This window comes from Maribacter hydrothermalis (genome assembly GCF_001913155.1).
In the GTDB taxonomy this organism is placed as follows: domain Bacteria; phylum Bacteroidota; class Bacteroidia; order Flavobacteriales; family Flavobacteriaceae; genus Maribacter; species Maribacter hydrothermalis.
In genome coordinates this window covers 3743034-3762547 of the sequence record NZ_CP018760.1, presented here as the reverse complement: position 1 = coordinate 3762547, position 19514 = coordinate 3743034, and the positions used below count along the sequence as shown (strand labels likewise).

Sequence of the window (19514 nt, the reverse complement as noted above, 5' to 3'; positions counted from 1 at the left end):
AAAAATAAAACCATAGTAAAATGGAAGATTTAACAATAAAAACGAAAACAAAACAACAAGTAATGACTGGCTCACAAGCTGTAGTTCATTCACTTATAGCAGAAGGAGTTGATTTAATATTTGGCTATCCAGGCGGAGCAATTATGCCTGTTTATGATGCACTTTATGATGTAGAAGATAAGTTGACACATATTTTAATCAGACACGAACAAGGCGCAACACACGCAGCACAAGGCTATGCCAGAGCAACAGGAAAAGTGGGTGTTTGCTTAGCTACCTCAGGGCCTGGAGCTACCAATTTAATTACTGGAATAGCAGATGCACAAATAGATTCTACGCCAATCGTATGTATTACAGGGCAAGTGGCAAGTCATTTATTAGGTACAGATGCTTTTCAGGAAACGGATATCATTGGTATTTCTATGCCTGTTACCAAATGGAATTTTCAAGTTACTCGAGCAGAAGAAATTCCTTATGCTTTAGCAAAAGCTTTTTATATAGCAAGAACAGGAAGACCAGGTCCCGTTTTGGTAGATATTACTAAAGATGCTCAATTTGAAACGCTTGATTTTGAGTATAAACCTTTTAAAGGAATGAGAAGTTATGTGCCAACTCCTCAATTAGATTTAGAAAAAGTAAAAGAAGCCGCAGTATTGATTAATGCTGCCAAAAAACCACTTGTTTTGTTTGGGCAAGGTGTGCTTTTGGCAGAAGCCGAAAAAGAGTTTAAAGCATTTATAGAAAAGGCGGATTTGCCTTCGGCTTGGACCATTATGGGTTTGTCGGCCTTAGATTCTGACCATAATCTGAATGTAGGAATGTTGGGAATGCACGGTAATTATGCACCCAATAAATTAACCAATGAATGTGATGTGTTGATAGCAGTAGGAATGCGTTTTGACGACCGTGTTACAGGCGATTTAAGCAGATATGCCAAACAAGCAAAAGTGATTCATTTGGAAATTGATCCTGCGGAAATAAACAAAAATGTAAAAACAGATGTTGCAGTTTTGGGAAATGCCAAAGAAAGCTTAAGTGCATTAACAGAATTAATTAGTGAAAACGAACACAAAGATTGGTTGGCGAAATTCAGAGATTTAGAAAAAGAAGAGCTTACTGAGGTGATTAAAGATGAACTAAATCCGAAGAGTGAATTAATGACTATGGGAGAAGTGATGGACAAAATTAATCTTCATTCTGACCAAAAAAATATCATTGTAACGGATGTTGGGCAGCACCAAATGATAGCTTGTCGCTATGCTAAATTTAAACAAACACGTTCGCTAATAACCTCTGGTGGATTAGGAACTATGGGATTTTGTTTACCTGCTGCCATTGGTGCAAAAATGGGAAGACCAGAAGCGCAGATCATTGGAATTATAGGAGATGGTGGTTTTCAAATGACCATTCAAGAATTAGGAACCATTTTTCAGTTTAAAACTGCTGTGAAAATTGTGGTATTGAACAATGAATTTTTAGGAATGGTAAGACAATGGCAAGAGTTATTTTTTGAAAAAAGATATGCCTCAACCACTATGGTCAATCCAGATTTTCAAACCATAGTAAATGGCTATGGAATTAAAACTAAAAAGGTAGAAAAAAGAGAAGATTTAGAAGCAGCAGTAAAAGAAATGTTGGCGCACGAAGGTTCGTATTTTCTTGAAGTGATGGTTGGGAAAGAAAACAATGTATTTCCAATGATAGCAACTGGTGCATCTGTTTCAGACATAAGATTAAAATAAAACTATGGAAAAGAAAAGATTTACAATATCTGTATTTACAGAAGATGTAGTGGGAATACTCAATAGAGTGTCAATAATTTTTACAAGAAGGAAAATAAATGTAGAAAGTATTGCTGCGTCTGAAAGCGAAATTAAGGGAATTTACAGATATACAATTGTAATAACAGAAACAGAAGACCAAGTAAAAAAAGTGGTAGGTCAACTGGAAAAACAAGTAGAAGTGGTGAAAGCTGTTTTTCATCCTGATGATGAAACTGTGCACCAAGAAATAGCACTTTACAAAGTGAAAACAGGTGTTTTGGCCTCTGGTGGAAATGCAGAAAAAATTGTGCGTTCACATAATGCAAGAGTTTTATCTGTAGAAACGGAATTTACAGTTTTAGAAAAAACGGGACACAAAGAAGAAACACAACAATTATTTGATGATTTAAAACCTTTCGGAATTTTAGAATTTGTACGCTCCGGAAGAGTTGCCATCACCAAACCAATGAAAACATTATCATCAATAGTTGATCAATTAGAAGGATTAGTAAAAAATTAAAAAACAAAATGGAAAATTATTTCAATACATTATCATTAAGAGAACAACTGGCACAATTAGGTAAATGTGATTTTATGGATGCCTCAGAATTTACAAATGGCGTAAGTGCTTTAAAAGGGAAAAAGATTGTCATTATAGGTTGTGGCGCACAAGGTTTAAACCAAGGTTTAAATATGCGAGATTCTGGTTTAGATGTTTCTTTCACTTTAAGAGAAAGTGCTATAAAAGAGCGAAGACAATCTTTTAAAAATGCAAATGAAAACAAATTTAAGGTTGGAACTTATAAAGAAATGATACCAACCGCAGATTTGGTTATAAACCTCACGCCTGATAAACAACATACAGATGTGGTAAGTAAAGTAATGCCTTTAATGAAAAAAGGAGCAGCTTTATCTTATTCTCACGGTTTCAATATTGTAGAAGAAGGAATGAAAATAAGGGAAGATTTAACAGTAATAATGATGGCTCCAAAATCGCCTGGTTCGGAATTGAGAGAAGAATATAAAAGAGATTTTGGTGTACCCACTTTGATTGCTGTTCATCCAGAAAACGACCCGGAAAATGAAGGTTTGGAATTAGCAAAAGCTTATGCTGTTGCCACAGGTGGCGATAAAGCTGGTGTGTTAAATTCCTCTTTTGTAGCCGAAGTAAAATCAGATTTAATGGGCGAACAAACCATACTTTGTGGCGTGCTACAATCTGCATCAATTTTGTGTTTCGATAAAATGCTCGAAAAAAGAATAGACGCTAATTATGCTGCAAAATTGGTTCAATACGGTTGGGAAACATTGACTGAAGCCTTAAAACACGGTGGTTTAACTAATATGATGGACAGACTATCTAACCCAGCAAAAGTGAAAGCCTACGAATTGGCTGAGGAATTGAAAATAATTATGAGATCATTATTCCATAAACATATGGACAATATTATGTCTGGTGAATTTTCTAAAGGAATGATGAAAGATTGGGCAAATGATGATAAAGATTTATTGAACTGGAGAAAAGCAACAGGCGAAACCGTTTTTGAGCAAACAAAAGCAACAGATGAATTAATTAGTGAGCAAGATTTTTTTGACAATGGAACTTTATTGGCAGCATTTTTAAAAGCGGGTGTAGAATTGGCTTATGAAACAATGGTAAATTCTGGAATAAAAGCAGAATCTGCCTATTACGAATCACTGCACGAAGTGCCATTAATTGCCAATACAATAGCACGAAAAAAACTCTATGAAATGAATCGAGTTATTTCTGACACAGCAGAATACGGCTGTTATTTATTTGATCACGCTTGCCAACCTTTGTTAGCTGATTTTATGAAAAATGTGGATGCAAACTTAATTGGTAAGCCATTTTCAACAGACAACAAAGTGGATAATAAAAAATTAATAGCAGTAAATCAAGCTTTGAGAAATCATCCAATAGAAAAAATAGGTGCGACTTTGAGAACTTCTATGAGCGCAATGCAAAAACTAAAAAAATGACCACAGAAACTCAATATATTACTTTAGAAAACGTGAAAAAAGCAGCATCTCTTTTAAGAGATGTTGTTTTGGAAACGCCATTACAAAAAAATCAGTATTTATCTGAAAAATATGAGGCTAATATTGTTTTTAAACGAGAAGATTTACAAGAAGTTCGTTCTTATAAAATAAGAGGAGCTTATCATAAAATTTCATCATTAACTGGCGAAGAATTAGAGCAAGGAGTCGTTTGTGCCAGTGCAGGAAATCACGCTCAAGGTGTTGCTTTTTCTTGTAAAGCAAAAAAAATAAAGGGTGTTATATTTATGCCAACGACTACACCCAATCAAAAAATAGAACAAGTAAAAATGTTTGGCGGAGATTATGTAGAAGTGGTTTTAAATGGCGATACTTATGATGATGCTTCTTATGCAGCCACAGATTATTGCAAAGAAAAAAAGATGTCTTTTGTACATCCTTTTCACGATATAAAAGTAATAGAAGGGCAAGCAACCATTGCTTTAGAAATATTAGCACAAAGCAAAACACCTGTAGATTATTTGTTTTTGCCTGTTGGTGGTGGTGGTTTGGCTGCTGGTGTTTCCAGTATATTTAAAGAACTTTCTCCCAACACAAAAATTATAGGTGTTGAACCAAAAGGCGCTCCTTCAATGTCTGTTTCTATAATTAATGGATTTAACACAAAAATAGATAACATAGATAAATTTATTGATGGTGCATCTGTTCAAAAAGTAGGCGATTTAAACTTTGAAATTTGCAAAGAAAATTTAGACGAAATGGTAACGGTTCACGAAGGAAAAGTGTGCCAAACTATTTTAGATCTGTACAATAAAAACGCCATTGTGGTGGAACCTGCTGGTGCTTTAACCACAGCAGTTTTGGGCCAGTTTTCTACTGAAATAAAAGGCAAAAATGTAGTTTGTTTAATTAGTGGCTCAAATAATGACATTACTCGAACAGAAGAAATAAAAGAGCGTGCTTTGCTTCATTCTGGACACAAACATTATTTCATCATAAAATTTCCGCAAAGAGCAGGTGCTTTACTTGAGTTTTTAAATGATATTTTAGGTCCAAATGATGATATTACCCATTTTGAATATTCCAAAAAACACAACAGAAATTCAGGTCCAGCCATTGTTGGTTTAGAAATAAGTAACCCAAGGGATTTAGACGGACTGATTCTAAAAATGAAAACAAAAAATTTCTTTGGAGAATATTTGAATGATAAGCCAGATTTGTTTCAAGTTTTGATTTAGCAAAAGCAAACTATAAAAATGATTAGATTTACTGTAAGTAAAAACTAAGCACAACACTATGTATAGTGCATATGCACCCTTCGGGATGCAAACGCACCATACACCAACCGTTGTAGCCAATTTAAAAAAACCGAATGCCCAAATTGATTTTCAATAGCCAAGAAAAAGAATACCCATCAATTTTTTTACCCAAAAGAATTAAGGAATTCATTGAGAATGGATTTACCGACACCGAGCTACGCGAAGGATTGGGATTTCAAAAACCCAAAAAAGAAACTTTTGTAAAACCAAAATATCATTCGTTTTATAAACCATTACAACTTAAAATACATGATTTACTCGTATTCAATGACGAATCAATTCACAAGGATTTAGAAAACCATGACTTTTATTTGGGCGAATACTTACTACCAAGAAAACCTTCATTTTACTATACCACAGAAGTAGAATACAAAGCATTAGGCTTTAAAACAGATGAGTTTTTAAAAAATAGTTTCATAATCATACTGGTTCTTCACTTCATTATTTTCTTGGCATCCTCAGTATTATTACCAATCTTTTTTGATTTCGAGCAGAGAAGAAACATATCTGTTTTTGCAATTGTATCAATTGCCTCATTTGGCATTTACTTCGCTTTTTTGTTTCTGTTATTTGTCCGCAATAAGTTTTCGATTTACGTCTCAAAAACACGAGAGGAATTAACTTTTAAGGAGAAGTATAGAAGAACCGACCTTTTAAGGAATTATAATGCCAAAATACAAGCAATAATTGACCTACAAGAACAGGATTTCCAGACAAAAAATCAAGAATTTTCAAAAGAGCGATGTGTTCGAGAATTGGATTTATTAAAACAACGCAACGGCAACGACACACTCAATTTAGTAGATAATAGAAACTCAAAAAAAGGAAAAAGCGAATTAATGTTCCTAAAATATTTGTACGATGAGTTTGGCAAAAACGTACTAACCGATTACTCTCCAAATATTGGCAAAAATCCCTTTCAACCAGACTTTATTGTATATGACGACGACATAGATTTTCATATTGACATAGAAATTGATGAACCATATTCATTTGATACTGGAGATACTATTCATCACGATAGGACAAAAGACGCAAAAAGGAACTTATTCTTTAACGAAATTAATTGGGGTGTTATCAGATTTTCAGAAAAGCAAATTGTTACAGAACCAAAAAAATGCTGCCAATTGATACAAAATACTCTGAAAGCTATAAAAGGTAAACAAAACTATATCGAACATACCATTACAAAAGAACCTTTTTGGAGTCATGAAGAAGCCTTAATAATGAAACTAAATGATTACAGAAATAGATATTGAGAGATAAATGCTGAGAATTAAAATCGGTCGGACTTTTTACTCGGACGGAATTGAATCAATAACGGAAACAGAGCGGAGAAAAACTGGCTACAACAAAGAACTGAGGTAAAAAACAAACAAATTCTTCTTTAATCTGAGACAATATTAATCTAGGCTCATAGATTCAAAAAACAGATTCTTGAGCTTTTTTTATTCAATTTATATGCTATTTATCTAGGCAATATAGAAACGTAAGTTTCATCATATGGTCTGCCAGATTTTGCGATAGCAAAAGACTGTTTTAATAGTTTGTTGGCAACGGCTATCAGTGCCAGTTTCTTGCTCTTACCCTTGTTCACGATTCGCTCATATACTTCTCTGCATGCCTTGTTGTGTTTACAGGCATTGAAAGAACATAGAAACAATAGATTACGAAGCTTTCTATTGCCGACCTTACTTATTCGCGCCCGACCTCTTACACTGCTCCCCGACTCTCGTATCGTGGGGGTTATACCTACATAACTACAAAGCTGTGCTGCTGTTTCGAACTTGTTGAAACCGTCAGTGACAACAATTAAGAACAATGCAGTCTTTTGTCCTATTCCTGGTATTGACGTTAACAATGTTAATTGCTCCTGTTGGTCCTCCTTTACCAATGATAGTATCTTTGACTCGATAGCTGCTACCTCTTTGTTCAGCTGCTTCTTGTTACGTATCAAGGAACGATAGACAAACTTTGAGGGTATCCCCAAAACAGCTTCCCCATGTATCTTGTTCTTGGTCGCGGTACGTTGTTTTAAATAAGTATCCAATAAGCGGAACAACTGTAAACATTCGCTCTGGGTATCCGTCAAGGCATTGTAAATAGGAACCTCGTTGATTAGGGCATATTCACATATAGCCTTGGCATCGCTCTTGTCCGTTTTTACCTTGGCAAGTTTCATTTGTATAAATCGCTTTATCGATAAAGGATTTACAACGGATACCAGTACACTATTTTTGTAAAGAAACTGTGCAAGCCTATAATGATAGTAACCGGTAGCTTCCATAACGACCAATGAACCTTTGGGTAATTCCTTAAGGTATTTCTTGAACCCCGTTTCATTGTTCTTATACTGGTCGTGACCTTTGCTACTACCATGTACATCAAAGACATCTTTACTGATGTCAACTCCAAAAGTTTCTTTATATTTAATCATAAGAAATGTTTTATGAAAGAACCAGCTACTTCTGCTCACAACAACTTAAAAACGAGATCTAAAGTCTCACAGAACTGAACGTGATCTAAGTAGTAAAAGAGAAAGGATTATCAATGTTGTCGAAGTCTGAAGCTTCACCGTATATAGTAACCTTAATTCTCTCTTTTGTTCTTTCTAGTTATATCAACAATTTACTGAGAATCAAACTTAAGTTGTATATAGCTCATTGCTAGATATTTGCTTAACCAAAGGCTTGCGTATATTTGCTAAGACCGCCAAATCTTTTGGATTTGGCTTTTAGCGTAAAAAAATTAAAAACAAAACAAAAAGATTTGGCTCGTGACAGACGGAAAGGCAATTGCCTTTCTGCACGCAACGAGCCATATACGAGACCGTTGACAACTATAGCTCGAAAAAAAATCATTTGGGCGGAATCGATCGTAAGCAGGACTTTATGGAAAACCGGATTTTAATGAAAAACGAGGAGCGGACAACAAAATCCGGACGGTACTCGCCGGACTTTTCACTCGGCGGACTTAAAAAAAGTAACTTTACGTGAGGAGATCGTTCGGACTTTGACACTACGCGGGACTTTGATCGGCCAGAAAAAAACAAGTTGGCGGAGAGTCTTGATCTGAATAAAATAACCGGCGGGACTTTACTCGGGCGGAAAAAATATAAAAAATGAGTGGACGAGACCTAAGCGGAACGTAAACGGACGTGCTTACTCGGGCGTGTCGCTACAGTTGTCAACAGTGGCTATAGGCAATGCGGACGTCGGTGCTTTACCAAGGGCTTGGGCTTGTCGACCTACACCGCAAAATCTTTTGGATTTTGCTTTGGCCAAAAAAAAGAAAAAACAAAACAAAAAGATTTTGCTATTCGCGTGGAGGAAACTAATCGTATGTTTACTTCCGCACTGCCCATAGCCTGAGCGTTGCCAACAAGCTGACCAAAAACCTCTGAATTGAAAATTAAACAGAATTATTTAAAAGGAAAATCCGTTTTCATAGTTTCATTACTCGTAATCGGAATTACAATTCTGACTGTTTATCTGACTGGAATTAATTACAACCGAAATCTGACTTCAAATCTCTATTTGTCTCTCGGAATTATTGCAACAGCACTTTTTCTGTTTATGACTTACGGACTTTATAAAGGAATCGGACTGATTGACAACTTTCCAAAATTTCGGAATTTTAAAAGTGGAGATTTAATGGCAAATGCAACACCGACTTTTGACACGCCAAGTGTTTCAGTTGGAGATGGAATTGGAGGACTGATTTTATCCATTTTACTCTGGATTGGAATGACAATTTTGATTATCATTTTACTAATCGTTTTAGAAGCTGTCTTTTGGTTTTCGATTTTTATAATTTTAGCAATGTTGTATTGGATTTTTTTCAGAGCATTAAAATTGGTTTTTAATAAATCAAAAGACACAAAAGGAGATATTGGAATTTCAGCAGTTTACTCGCTGACTTACACTCTACTCTATGTTGGTTGGATTTTCGGAATCGTTTATCTGACTGAAATAATGAAATAAAGCCAGTTGGCAACAACGTGTATAATTAATGGCTAGTTGGAGCTTGCTTACGAAAATCCTCGCGGATTTTCTATTCGGTTTTTATTTGCTAAATTAGTTACTTAAACACGCCACTAATCATACACAAAACCGTTGTAAAACATTACCAAAAAGCTCATCGAAACGACAAAATGCAAGAAAAAACAAAGGAAATAATAACAGGTTTTGACAATCTAATTTCGGAAAATGTAAAAGTAAATGGATTAAAAACAAATGCGGATGGAATTAAAGGAAATCCGTTTTTTATTGGAGAAAAAGCTACAGATGCTAGATTAGATTTCAATATTACTAGAGATATTGATTTTATCCAATCAGACTTGATTTACACGACTGGAATTTTATACACTTTGCGACCATTGATAAATAACCCAATTGCGGAATCTAAACATTTTATGGGCAAACAAAGAGCAACATATTTTCAAAATTTATATGATTCTTTATATTCAATGTATGCTAGCTTTTGTTATGAAAAACTTTATAATTTTTGGGACAGAATTGGAGATAAAATTGCGACTGAATTTCCGTCTGAATTTCCAAATCCTAAATTTATAATGTTTGCGAATGTAATTGATAAAATTCGTGCGAATAATTCGGAAAACGAAAACCTGAATTGGTTATTTGAATTTAAGGATTCTGATTTTAGAGAATTTAATGAAAGAAGAAAAAAGGTTGTTCATTATGAACAAATCGAGACAAAATATATGGAATCAATTCTTGACAATATGTCTGATATGGGAAAGGTTGAGGAAATCTGGAATGAAAAATACTCTTTGCCTGAATTTTTCAAAAGACATATAGAATTAACGAACAAAGGAATAGAAAACACCTACGAATTTGTGGAAAATAGGAGAAAATAACGTTTTACAACACCGTATATAATTAATGGCTAGTTTGAGCTTTCTTACGAAAATTCTTCCGAATTTTCTATTTGGTTTTTATTTGCTAAATTAGTTACTTACACACGCCACTAATCATATACAAACACGTTGTAAAACATTTAACGGAAACATTATCAATGATTTGGACAGACGAAGAATTTAAAGAAGAAGCTTTGGTTTTTTGGAATAAAAACTGGAAATATCTAAACGAAGATTATCCTTTTGACATTGCGTCAATGGCTTATGAATATGTTAGAAATAATAAAGATTTCAAATATAAAGACCATGTTGAAGCTGGAGTTTTAGTCACGTGTTTAGTAGACTTTGGTTACATTGAATTCACTAAAAGAGAAAACAACATAAGATATCATTCACTTACAGAAAAAGGATTGAATTTTATAAAAGAAAAAAATCAATAGAATCCTGAATTTTGAAAGACATAATTAAACAGAAATTAGTAATTGACATTGATACTGCACCAAATTGGGACAAAGTTTATAGTGGAATATGTTTAGTTGCGAATTCTGAAATAGTTTTACTTCTGAATTTTAACGAAGAAACTGCCGAATTTGACGGTTTTACAATAGTCAAAAACAGGGATTTTGAAAAATATCGTGTTTGGGAAAAAGAAGATTACGCTGAATTAAAAAATGACAATTCTGCTGAACTACTTAAATCAGTCGATATTGAGAATTTCAGCGATTTAAAGTCATCTTTAAAGCACTTAATGCCTGAACTGATAGCAATTTATACTTACGATGATGAAGATTCTTATTTCGTTGGTAAAATATTATCGATTAATGACAGTTCTATTGAATTGAAATTGATTGATAAAGATTCAAAATGGACTGATAAGGAAAAAATAAAAATTGAGGAAATAAGTTACGTTGGATTTAGAACTTCCTATGAAACGAAATTAATAAAAAACGTTTTACAACACCGTGTATAATTAATTGCTTGGTTCTTGCCTACTTACGAAAATCCTCGCGGATTTTCTATTCGGTTTTTATTTGCTAACTTTAACGCTTAAACCACGCAACTAACCATACACAAACACGTTGGCAACAAGCTAAAAAAAATATCATTGAAATTACCAAAACGAGCAATTCAACATATTTCGGAATCGGAATCCTATAAATTATTTCAGTCTAAAATTCCAAGTAGTTGGATTATTCGAGAGGCAACAGAAAGGGATTACGGAATTGACTGTTATATTGAACTAGTTAACGATGATAATGAACTAACTGGAGAATTAGTCTTGGTTCAACTTAAATCGAGACAGAAAATACCTTGGACTAAGGACAATACATATAAAATTAATGGAATTGATATTTCAACTTCTAATTATTGGTTCAAATTTGCTGTCCCAGTTTTTATATTTGTAGCTGACTTAGAATTAAAAGAACTCTATTTCTCGTCTGTAGGCTATCAGATTAAAAGAAATTTTAGAGAATTTGCTAAGCAAGATAAATTCGGTTACAAATTGAATAAAAGAAATCTTTTTGAAGGTAAAGACGGAGTTTTCTCATTCAAATTCGATTATTATTACGAATCTGACCGACCCCAATTTGAAAATGAACTATTATTTTTTTTAACAAATCTTATACATTTTAGGCAGTTTCAATCCGAACATAGTTTCCGAGATTACCATTTAGGAATAGAAGACATTGACTTAATTTTCTTCGAATCAATGCATAGAAATTTTCGATTTTTAAGCGTTTATTTCAATCTTGATAATACAATCCCAAAATTGAGCGAAATAAAAAAACGTAGTAGAGAAAAGTTTGAGGATAACTATTATGAACTTTACGAACACGATTTAGCAGAGTGGATGGAAAAATTTCAATTATTAACGAAAGAAATTATCATTGGTCTAAAAAGTTTCTTGAAAGGAGAAATGGACTATTGGCTAATTACTAAACCTACTGTTTACAATTATATTATAAACCTAAATCCTGACGATGAATACTGATTAACTCGGACGGAAAAGCCAGTTGCCAACACGGGCTATAACAAACAGGGCAGAAAGTGCTATATTTAAGGGCTTGGGCGTATTTGCAAAGTCCGCAAAATCTTTGGGATTTTGCTTTGTCCAGAAAAAAAAGAAAAAACAAAACCCAAAGGTTTTGCTAAGTGCTTGGCGGAAAGTTTAGTGCGTGTCCGCCGCCCTACTTGTCATAGCCAAGACCGTTGTAAACAAGCTAAACAAACATATGAACTTCATAAAAAAACTCTTCGGAAAACAAAAAAATAACGATGTCGGAAATTTTATCGTAGCCACTTTAAATGACAAAATTATGCCTCTCGACAGAGGAGAAATCTATGAAGACCCTTTAGAGGAATTGTTAAAAGCAAACGGAATCGGAGAAGTAACAGGTGGAGGAACTATGCAATTGAAATCAGGAGAACTTGAATATTGCGATTTAGAAATCAAACTAAATTCAAACGAAATTAACGAAAACGATATTCAGTTAATTATTAAAAAACTGGAGGAACTCGGAGCACCTAAAGGCTCAAAATTGACAATAGAAAAAACCGACCAAAAAATAGAATTTGGACAGAAAGAAGGGCTGGGAATTTATATAGACGGAGTTAATTTAGACCCAGAAGTTTATAAAACCTCTGACATTAATTTTGTGATTTCAGAAATAAAAAAAATGACCAATGACAATTCAGAAATCACAAAATATTGGGAAGGCGGAAATGAAACTGCACTTTATTTTTACTCTGATTCTTTTACTGAAATGAAAGAATCGATTAAGGAATTTGTAAATTCTTATCCATTATGTAAAGGAGCAAGAATTGAACAAATAGCATAAAGCCAGTTTACAATCGAGTGGATGGCTCCGCCATCAAATGACGGAGTGCACCCCTCACACCACCGTACGTACGGGTCTCGTATACGGCGGTTCGTTATATCAGAACTTTACAACGTGGTAGTACGTTAGCATACTTTCATAACCTCTTTTTCTTAAGCGCTTTTCAGTAATAGTAGTTCTAAGTATAGGGCTTTGAGCTACTGCCCATCCTCCCATTCTTGTTCTACTCCAAGCATACGCTTGTCCCTGTTTTATGCCTAAGCCAATGAGATTCTTGCGCTTGCGCTCTGGTTTCTTCCAATCGTGCCATATGCAGTAGCGTAGTCGGTTACGTAACCATTCATCCAGCTTTTTAAGTTTGGTCTCTATATTTCCTAATCGGAAATTGTTCAACCATCCTCTATAGATGAGTTTTAAGCGCTGTAGCCTTTCTGCTAATGACAATGGTAGCGTTTTCTTGGTAAGGTACCTGAGCTTGCGTTTGAGTGTTTGCCAAGCCGATTCACTTACTGTTAACTGATACCTCCCCTTTACGCCTTTCTTATAGACTGGCGTAAACCTATAACCCAACACCTTGAATGTAGAGGGTCTACGAATACCACTCTTTGCTCGGTTGACAGGTAAATCCAGTTTCTCCTTTAAAAACAGATAAACCTCATTCCCTATCGCTCGTGCCGCTGCTTTTGATTTTGTGTAAATACTGAAATCATCGGCATAGCGAATGAACCTGAACCCTCGTACTTTTAGATGTTTGTCCAATTGGTCTAACATGATGTTAGACAATAACGGACTTAATGGGCTGCCTTGTGGCAATCCTTTTCTGCGCTTACACAGTTGCCCATTCTTTAAAATAGGCGCTCGTAACCATTTGCGGATCAACCATAAGGTGGTCGGACATTTAACCTTGTTATAAATAAGCTGAAGTAGTTTATAGTGTTGGACTTCATCAAAGAAACTTTTAAGGTCGATATCTACTAAGTCTTGGTAGCCGTCATTGATGTACTCTTGACTTTTTAATACTCCCTGTTGAAGGTTCTTCCTTGGGCGGAAACCGTAACTCTCTGATTCGAAATCAAGTTCGAAATGAATCACCAGTTGTTGGCTTACCGCTTGTTGAAGCCATCTATCCACTACCGTTGGTACTCCCAGTAATCTGGTCTTACCATTCGCCTTAGGTATCGCTACCCCTTTGATAGCTTGTGACCTGTAGCTTTTAGAAATAAGTTGGTGTACCACTTTCGAGCGGTGAGCATCTATAAATGCCTTTAGCTCTTGGGTGGTCATACCATCTATTCCTGCTGAACCTTTATTGCGGACTACCTTTTTACAGGCGTCGCTCAAGTTTCTAGCTGCTACTACTTTTGCTATCATTTCGTACTGTTCTTGTCCTTCTAGGTATAGGCTATCCAATTAACAGATTCCTATACGAATCCGGACGTGATCTAACGTTCAGTCCTTCCTTACTTGTGAGTCCTCTAGGGTTCTGCCCTAGCTCATTTCCTGTAAAGTACTATGACCTCTGCTGACTTCTCCATGTAGCTACACGTAGCTTTGGAGACCTCCCCAGGTAAGAACATCTTCTTTCGCTCGATCCCTGCCGTATCTACATATCTACCCTTTTGGTGTTCTTGGGGCGTTACAATGATGTGCTTGCTTACCCAAGTAAATATGCCTCTGTATACGGTTCCTGTTCGTCAGTACCGAGTTTTGTAGTCTCGCTTTCTTCAGTCCTAACTTCACAGTTAACAACCTTGCGACTTACTAATGCTTCCAGACGTTACTCCAGCGCATAAGGGACTTACACCCTCTAAATAAATCCTTATATTGCTATAAGGTAAAGATGCCCATACTGGGCACACACACCGTATATAGCTCATAGCTGGGCAGTTGCTTAAACGAAGTTTTGGCATATTTGCGAAGTCCGCCAAATTTTTAAATTTGACGATTTCGCAAAAAAAAGATAAATAGTAAAATTTAAAAATCTGGCTTGTACTCAACCGAATGGAAACAGCTTATTTGCACGCTACGAGCCATATACAAAACCGTTAGCTGCAACCTAAAACAACAAAAGAGAATAGTGAACTTTCTGATTTCAACAATAACTTTACTTCTATTTTTTTCTTGTGACGGACAGAAACAGAAAACTGTTGAATTAAAAGAACCTAAAGTTTATACAAGTGCTGACATTGTTACAAGCAGTTTAATAGACAAAAATGGAGACCTTTGGTTTGGGACATCAACCGAAGGACTTTATAGATTTGATGGCGAAAAATTCACAAATTTTAATGAAGATGATGGACTTTGCACCAACCAAATATGGGACATCATTGAAGATGACAAAGGAATAATTTGGTTCGCAACTAATAAAGGCTTGTGCAATTATGACGGTAAAAAATTTACTCAAATTTCACTTCCCTATATTGACACAAGTAGCGAATGGTACAAAAACATTTACCCAACAATCAACCCAAACCAAGCAAATTCAATAATTCAAGACAAAAATGGAATATTTTGGATTGGAACTTCAGGTGGTGGTGCTTATAAATATGACGGAACAACATTTCAAAATATATTGGCTGAGAAAGGCAGAAAATATGAAGATAATCTTCATCACAATGTCATACAAAGCATTTTAAAGGACAAAAATGGAAACATTTGGTTTGCTTCAATGAGTAATGGCGGAATAACCAAATACGATGGCGAAACATTCCAAGAGTACAAAACGGAAAGTGGATTAAGTGATAATATGGTCCGCTATCTGTATCAAGACCAAGAAGGAAACATTTGGATAGGAACTAATGGAAATCGAAACGGTGGATTGGATAAGTTTGACGGAAAAAACTTTAGAAACTTTAATGAAAGTAATGGTTTGTGTAATAATAATGTTGCCGTTATATTCCAGAGTTCAGACGGAAAAATTTGGGTAGGTAGCGACAGAGAAGCTCTTTGCTATTTTGAAAATGGGAGTTTCAAATCTTTAGACAAATTATCAGGAATTTCGATAAGAACAATCATAGAAGATAAAGATGGAAATATGTGGTTTGGTGGTAGAAAAGGAAATTTGTGGAAATATGATGGCAAGAAGTTGACCGACCTAACCCAGTTGAAAATTGAAAAAAAGGTAGCAGCTAATCGAGTAGACGGATCCGCCCCTAGTTAGGAACGGACTGCGCCTCTCACACCACCGTGCGTACGGGTCTCGTACACGGCGATTCGTTATATCAGAACTTTACACTAAGGTAGTACGCCAGCATACTTTGATAACCTCTTTTTCTTAAGCGCTTTTCGGTAATAGTAGTTCTAAGTATTGGGCTTTGGGCTACTGCCCATCCTCCCATTCTTGTACTGCTCCAAGCATACGCTTGTCCCTGTTTTATACCTAAACCTATGAGATTCTTGCGTTTGCGCTCTGGTTTCTTCCAATCGTGCCATATGCAGAAGCGTAACCGGTTCCGTAACCATTCATCCAGCTTTTTAAGTTTGACCCCTATATTTCCTAATCGGAAATTGTTAAACCATCCTCTTAGATGAGTTTTAAGCGCTGTAGCCTTTCCGCTAATTACAATGGCAACGTTTTCTTGGCAAGGAGCCTGAGCTTGCGTTTGAGTGTTTGCCAAGCCGATTCACTCACTATTAACTGATATCTCCCCTTTATGCCATTTGTGGGATTTGATTGGCGTTACCGAGAACAAAATGGCGAAGTAGAAAAGAACATTTTCGGACAGACTAATACCAAGGACCAAAGAGCAGTTTTGAGTTTGGGAGCGGAATATACGTCGTGAAGTTACAAGGCGAGGTTTTTACGGACGGAAATGTTCGGTTTCAGTTAATGCGAGAGGACATTCCTATTTCGCCAAGATTGAGATGGGCATTTATGGTAAATACAGACAAGGAATATATGTCAGGTTTTAAATATATTGTTACTCGTCATTTAGGAATTTCAACACATTATGACAGCGATATGGGAATTGGATTTGGAGCAACATTAAACTATTAGTAAATGAAATGCCAACGCTCAAAGCCATACATATTTGTAATTCGCTTCAGCCAACGCTACGCCAAAAATTGCAAAAGATTATGTCTTGCCAACGCACACATTGAAACTGAATTAAACATCGGAAAACCAAGCAGAACGCGAAAAGCACTTTACACATACGCATTAAAATATCAAGGACATTTAAGAGTTGATCATATTGAAATTATTTATGATACTACTTTCTATTACTTTAAAGTTTTTAGAACTTGGTACGTGCTCTGAATCTTTTAATAACACTACTTCTTTCAATGAAGGGAAAATTCTTTTTGCCCTTCTTATCATTTTTTTTCCGGGAAACATTATATCCTTTTCACAGGCAAAAATTGTAATCGGTGTTTTTATTCTATTTGCATCAATTTTAGATAATATTGGTAAAGGAGAAAAATCCATATTGCAGTGTTGGAATGTATTTGACATATAGTTTAACGCAAAATCATCGTATTCAGAAAAGAGTACGCTCATTACTTTTTTAATGTGCTTTTGGTTATTTGTTTTGATAAACTTTTTTAATGGTATGAACATTTTGAATAACCCTACAAGAGGATTACCATTAACGATATAAACTGGAGCGATTAAAAAAACCCGTCTAATTGGAGTCTCGTTAAACTCTAGTGCTTTTAAACTGATTAAACCACCAAAGGAAAAGCCTAATAACGTTACGTCTTTCAGTCTTAGTTTTATAATCAATTCAATAAGCCATTTTCCATAATCTAAAGATTTCATATCTAACCTATTCTCTGCACTTTTATTGGGCTGCGCTAAGACATCAACTGCATAGACACAATATTTTGACGCTAAATTAGGAAAGGACTCTAAAATTTGAGGTGCACAACCTCCTGTGCCGTGAATGAGCACTAAAGGCTGATTTTTAGTATCGCCAGTAATGATAACATTAGTGACTCCAAACTTTGTTTCTATAAATTTTTCTGAATATGCAATATTCAGTTCCTTTAACTTTTGATTGTAAAGGGATAAGATTTTTTCTTTTCCTTCTTTTGATTTAAAAAACATATTTGTTCGTTTTTTGATTGATGATTATGATAGATGTATTTTGAATGTTATGACGAGCGATGATTGGTACTTATTACACTTTAATTTTTATTGTTAGTAGCTCAATTTTTGTTTCTACAAATATCTATCAAGAAGCAATATGCTTCTAACCTCTTATGAAGCCTTATGTATAAAGTTTGATGATAGATTGAAAATTATGGCGCAGTTCTATAAATTATGATGCAATCAAGCATTTCTATTAAATCTTATTTTAATTTTTCTGATTTCATATACATTTTTACCTGTAGTTTATTTTTCAATGATTAAGTTTTCCAAATACCTAAAAGCAGTTGCTATTAGATTCTTTCGATTTTTTGCTTTTTCATTAAAAGAATCTAAAGTCTCTCTGTCCAATTTTCGCCCATTCACAAAAACATAGGTGGGTTTTTTAAGCGAAGACAGCGTTACCAGCGGGTTTTCATCCATTAATAACAAATTAGCAATCTTGCCATCTTCAATAGTTCCAAATTGATTCATAATTGAATGCGTTTGAGAAGCATTGACAGTAGCTGTTTTCAACACCTCATAATTAGAAAGGCCAGCTTCTTTGTAAAAGGCCAGTTCTGTATGAATTGAAAAACCTGGAAGCGTAACTCCAATACCACCATCAGTTCCACAAATTAAAGTAACACCCGCTTCATGTAACTTTTTAACGATGGTCAAGTGAAAATCGTGCTGGTTTTTTATCCGATCAATTGTCGAAGGATCTTCTTGCTTGGCATTAAACCAACGCTCAAATTGTCTTTTACTATCATCCATTTTAATGAGCGGATTCATAAACTCCAATGATTCTGAATCTAAAATTGAATCATCCATCATCATTTGATAAATATTATTAAATACCGTAATTGTAGGACTATAACTCGTGTGTTTGGATTGCGAAATTGAATCAATTATCGTTTGCAGCTTAATGGTATCTAAATCAAACTGTAAAGGTTGCTGTACAATTTCTTCGGCATGCTCAATGGATTTAATTTGAGTGTTCAAATGGTATGAAAATGGTACTTTTTGAGAAGGGTGCGCAACAATATCAATTTCAGAAATCTTGGCTTGTTCAATAACAGCATCAAAAATCGCTTTATCCAATCCGTAATACGTTTTGATGAAATCGTAACCTCTGTCTTTATATGAAATAACCTTGCCTTTAGCTTCAATAGGATTACTTAGATTCAAATTGTCATCACCAATAAATTCTGAACCTGTTAATTTTGGGCCTGTCGTAAAAAACGTAGGTGAAATAATATTGCCCTCAATTACATCTTCCTTGATTCTTAAATGCATTGGCATGCCCCAAAGATTTCTAACTGCTGTTACACCATTGGATAGGTAGAGTCCGAGTTCATATCTATCCCACACATGTACGTGCATATCAATAAGTCCTGGTGTGAGATATTTGTTCTCTCCGTCAAAAATTTGAATTCCATTGACCACAATAGTGTCATCAATCTTTTCAATAATCCCCTCTTTTATGTACACCATTTTATCAACCAAAACAGTGTCTTGGTTCATTGGGATCACATTAACGTTCTTAATGAGATAAGTATTATTAGATACTGATTCATTCTTAGTAATCTTAAGATAATTTGTTCCTGATGAATCAATCCAAAG

The 19514-nt window shown here is 35.0% G+C and carries 17 protein-coding genes and 1 pseudogene; 13 read left to right on the top strand and 5 right to left on the bottom strand.

Annotated elements, in window-relative coordinates; genetic code table 11:
* Positions 1-20 precede the first annotated feature (20 nt).
* The 5 genes from ilvB (at position 21) to BTR34_RS16085 (ending at position 6360) form a co-directional block, all read left to right on the top strand.
* On the top strand, positions 21-1742 hold the full coding sequence (gene ilvB / locus BTR34_RS16105; protein ID WP_068485146.1) for a biosynthetic-type acetolactate synthase large subunit: 1722 nt from the start codon (positions 21-23) through the stop codon (positions 1740-1742).
* Positions 1743-1746: 4 nt separating this feature from the next.
* Complete coding sequence (ilvN, locus tag BTR34_RS16100; RefSeq protein WP_068485147.1) at positions 1747-2283, top strand: acetolactate synthase small subunit; 537 nt, start codon at positions 1747-1749, stop codon at positions 2281-2283.
* Between the two features lie 8 nt (positions 2284-2291).
* Positions 2292-3764 carry a ketol-acid reductoisomerase gene (ilvC, locus tag BTR34_RS16095; protein ID WP_068485148.1) on the top strand — a complete coding sequence of 491 codons (1473 nt, stop codon included), beginning with the start codon at positions 2292-2294 and terminating at the stop codon, positions 3762-3764.
* On the top strand, positions 3761-5020 hold the full coding sequence (gene ilvA, locus BTR34_RS16090) for a threonine ammonia-lyase (protein ID WP_068485149.1): 1260 nt from the start codon (positions 3761-3763) through the stop codon (positions 5018-5020). Before ilvC ends, ilvA begins: the two co-directional genes overlap by 4 nt.
* A 134-nt stretch (positions 5021-5154) precedes the next feature.
* Positions 5155-6360 (top strand): PDDEXK family nuclease, encoded by a 1206-nt coding sequence (locus BTR34_RS16085; protein WP_074472154.1) that lies wholly within the window; start codon positions 5155-5157, stop codon positions 6358-6360.
* Positions 6361-6569: 209 nt separating this feature from the next.
* On the opposite strand, the gene BTR34_RS16080 is transcribed toward BTR34_RS16085, so the two are convergent.
* Positions 6570-7538 carry a transposase gene (locus BTR34_RS16080; protein WP_074472153.1) on the bottom strand — a complete coding sequence of 323 codons (969 nt, stop codon included), beginning with the start codon at positions 7536-7538 and terminating at the stop codon, positions 6570-6572.
* Between the two features lie 967 nt (positions 7539-8505).
* Between BTR34_RS16080 and BTR34_RS16075 the strand changes: the two genes are divergently transcribed.
* The 6 genes from BTR34_RS16075 to BTR34_RS16050 all read left to right on the top strand — a co-directional run bounded on the left by BTR34_RS16075 (position 8506) and on the right by BTR34_RS16050 (position 12820).
* The gene (locus BTR34_RS16075; RefSeq protein ID WP_068483064.1) at positions 8506-9084 is read left to right on the top strand and encodes a hypothetical protein; all 579 of its coding nucleotides are present in this window, start codon (positions 8506-8508) and stop codon (positions 9082-9084) included.
* A 170-nt stretch (positions 9085-9254) separates the two neighbouring features.
* On the top strand, positions 9255-9980 hold the full coding sequence (locus BTR34_RS16070; protein ID WP_068483061.1) for a Cthe_2314 family HEPN domain-containing protein: 726 nt from the start codon (positions 9255-9257) through the stop codon (positions 9978-9980).
* A gap of 158 nt (positions 9981-10138) precedes the next feature.
* Complete coding sequence (locus BTR34_RS16065; protein ID WP_068483059.1) at positions 10139-10420, top strand: hypothetical protein; 282 nt, start codon at positions 10139-10141, stop codon at positions 10418-10420.
* 11 nt (positions 10421-10431) lie between these two features.
* Positions 10432-10950: a hypothetical protein gene (locus BTR34_RS16060; RefSeq protein ID WP_068483056.1), complete on the top strand. Its 519-nt coding sequence runs from the start codon at positions 10432-10434 to the stop codon at positions 10948-10950.
* Between the two features lie 135 nt (positions 10951-11085).
* A complete protein-coding gene (locus BTR34_RS16055) occupies positions 11086-11973 on the top strand; it encodes a DUF4365 domain-containing protein (RefSeq protein WP_068483054.1) in 888 nt (295 codons plus the stop codon).
* Between the two features lie 241 nt (positions 11974-12214).
* Positions 12215-12820, top strand: a complete 606-nt coding sequence (locus tag BTR34_RS16050; RefSeq protein ID WP_082960128.1) for a hypothetical protein — start codon at positions 12215-12217, stop codon at positions 12818-12820.
* A gap of 99 nt (positions 12821-12919) precedes the next feature.
* Here BTR34_RS16050 and ltrA read toward each other — a convergent pair whose 3' ends face one another.
* A complete protein-coding gene (gene ltrA, locus BTR34_RS16045) occupies positions 12920-14230 on the bottom strand; it encodes a group II intron reverse transcriptase/maturase (protein ID WP_082960123.1) in 1311 nt (436 codons plus the stop codon).
* Positions 14231-14897: 667 nt separating this feature from the next.
* On the opposite strand from ltrA, the gene BTR34_RS16040 reads away from it, so the two are divergent.
* Entirely contained in the window at positions 14898-15980 is a 1083-nt protein-coding gene (locus BTR34_RS16040; protein ID WP_068483052.1) for a ligand-binding sensor domain-containing protein, read from the top strand.
* A 61-nt stretch (positions 15981-16041) separates the two neighbouring features.
* On the opposite strand, the gene BTR34_RS16035 is transcribed toward BTR34_RS16040, so the two are convergent.
* Entirely contained in the window at positions 16042-16437 is a 396-nt protein-coding gene (locus BTR34_RS16035; RefSeq protein WP_068483048.1) for a group II intron maturase-specific domain-containing protein, read from the bottom strand.
* A 36-nt stretch (positions 16438-16473) separates the two neighbouring features.
* Here BTR34_RS16035 and BTR34_RS19300 point away from each other — a divergent pair.
* Positions 16474-16817, top strand: a pseudogene (locus BTR34_RS19300) (copper oxidase); the annotation flags it as partial.
* A 180-nt stretch (positions 16818-16997) separates the two neighbouring features.
* On the opposite strand, the gene BTR34_RS16025 reads toward BTR34_RS19300, so the two are convergent.
* Entirely contained in the window at positions 16998-17867 is an 870-nt protein-coding gene (locus tag BTR34_RS16025; protein WP_068483042.1) for an alpha/beta fold hydrolase, read from the bottom strand.
* A 288-nt stretch (positions 17868-18155) separates the two neighbouring features.
* The gene (locus BTR34_RS16020) at positions 18156-19415 is read right to left on the bottom strand and encodes an amidohydrolase family protein (protein ID WP_235843174.1); all 1260 of its coding nucleotides are present in this window, start codon (positions 19413-19415) and stop codon (positions 18156-18158) included.
* Positions 19416-19514 lie beyond the last annotated feature (99 nt).

What these genes read in the sequence shown, in the direction of transcription:
- ilvN (WP_068485147.1), top strand. Translation starts at nt 1,747, where the DNA reads ATGGAAAAGAAAAGATTTACAATATCTGTATTTACAGAAGATGTAGTG.
- BTR34_RS16080 (WP_074472153.1), bottom strand. Translation starts at nt 7,538, where the DNA reads ATGATTAAATATAAAGAAACTTTTGGAGTTGACATCAGTAAAGATGTC.
- BTR34_RS16085 (WP_074472154.1), top strand. Translation starts at nt 5,155, where the DNA reads ATGCCCAAATTGATTTTCAATAGCCAAGAAAAAGAATACCCATCAATT.
- BTR34_RS16065 (WP_068483059.1), top strand. Translation starts at nt 10,139, where the DNA reads ATGATTTGGACAGACGAAGAATTTAAAGAAGAAGCTTTGGTTTTTTGG.
- ilvB (WP_068485146.1), top strand. Translation starts at nt 21, where the DNA reads ATGGAAGATTTAACAATAAAAACGAAAACAAAACAACAAGTAATGACT.
- BTR34_RS16050 (WP_082960128.1), top strand. Translation starts at nt 12,215, where the DNA reads ATGAACTTCATAAAAAAACTCTTCGGAAAACAAAAAAATAACGATGTC.
- BTR34_RS16070 (WP_068483061.1), top strand. Translation starts at nt 9,255, where the DNA reads ATGCAAGAAAAAACAAAGGAAATAATAACAGGTTTTGACAATCTAATT.
- ilvA (WP_068485149.1), top strand. Translation starts at nt 3,761, where the DNA reads ATGACCACAGAAACTCAATATATTACTTTAGAAAACGTGAAAAAAGCA.
- BTR34_RS16020 (WP_235843174.1), bottom strand. Translation starts at nt 19,415, where the DNA reads ATGAACCAAGACACTGTTTTGGTTGATAAAATGGTGTACATAAAAGAG.
- ilvC (WP_068485148.1), top strand. Translation starts at nt 2,292, where the DNA reads ATGGAAAATTATTTCAATACATTATCATTAAGAGAACAACTGGCACAA.
- BTR34_RS16025 (WP_068483042.1), bottom strand. Translation starts at nt 17,867, where the DNA reads ATGTTTTTTAAATCAAAAGAAGGAAAAGAAAAAATCTTATCCCTTTAC.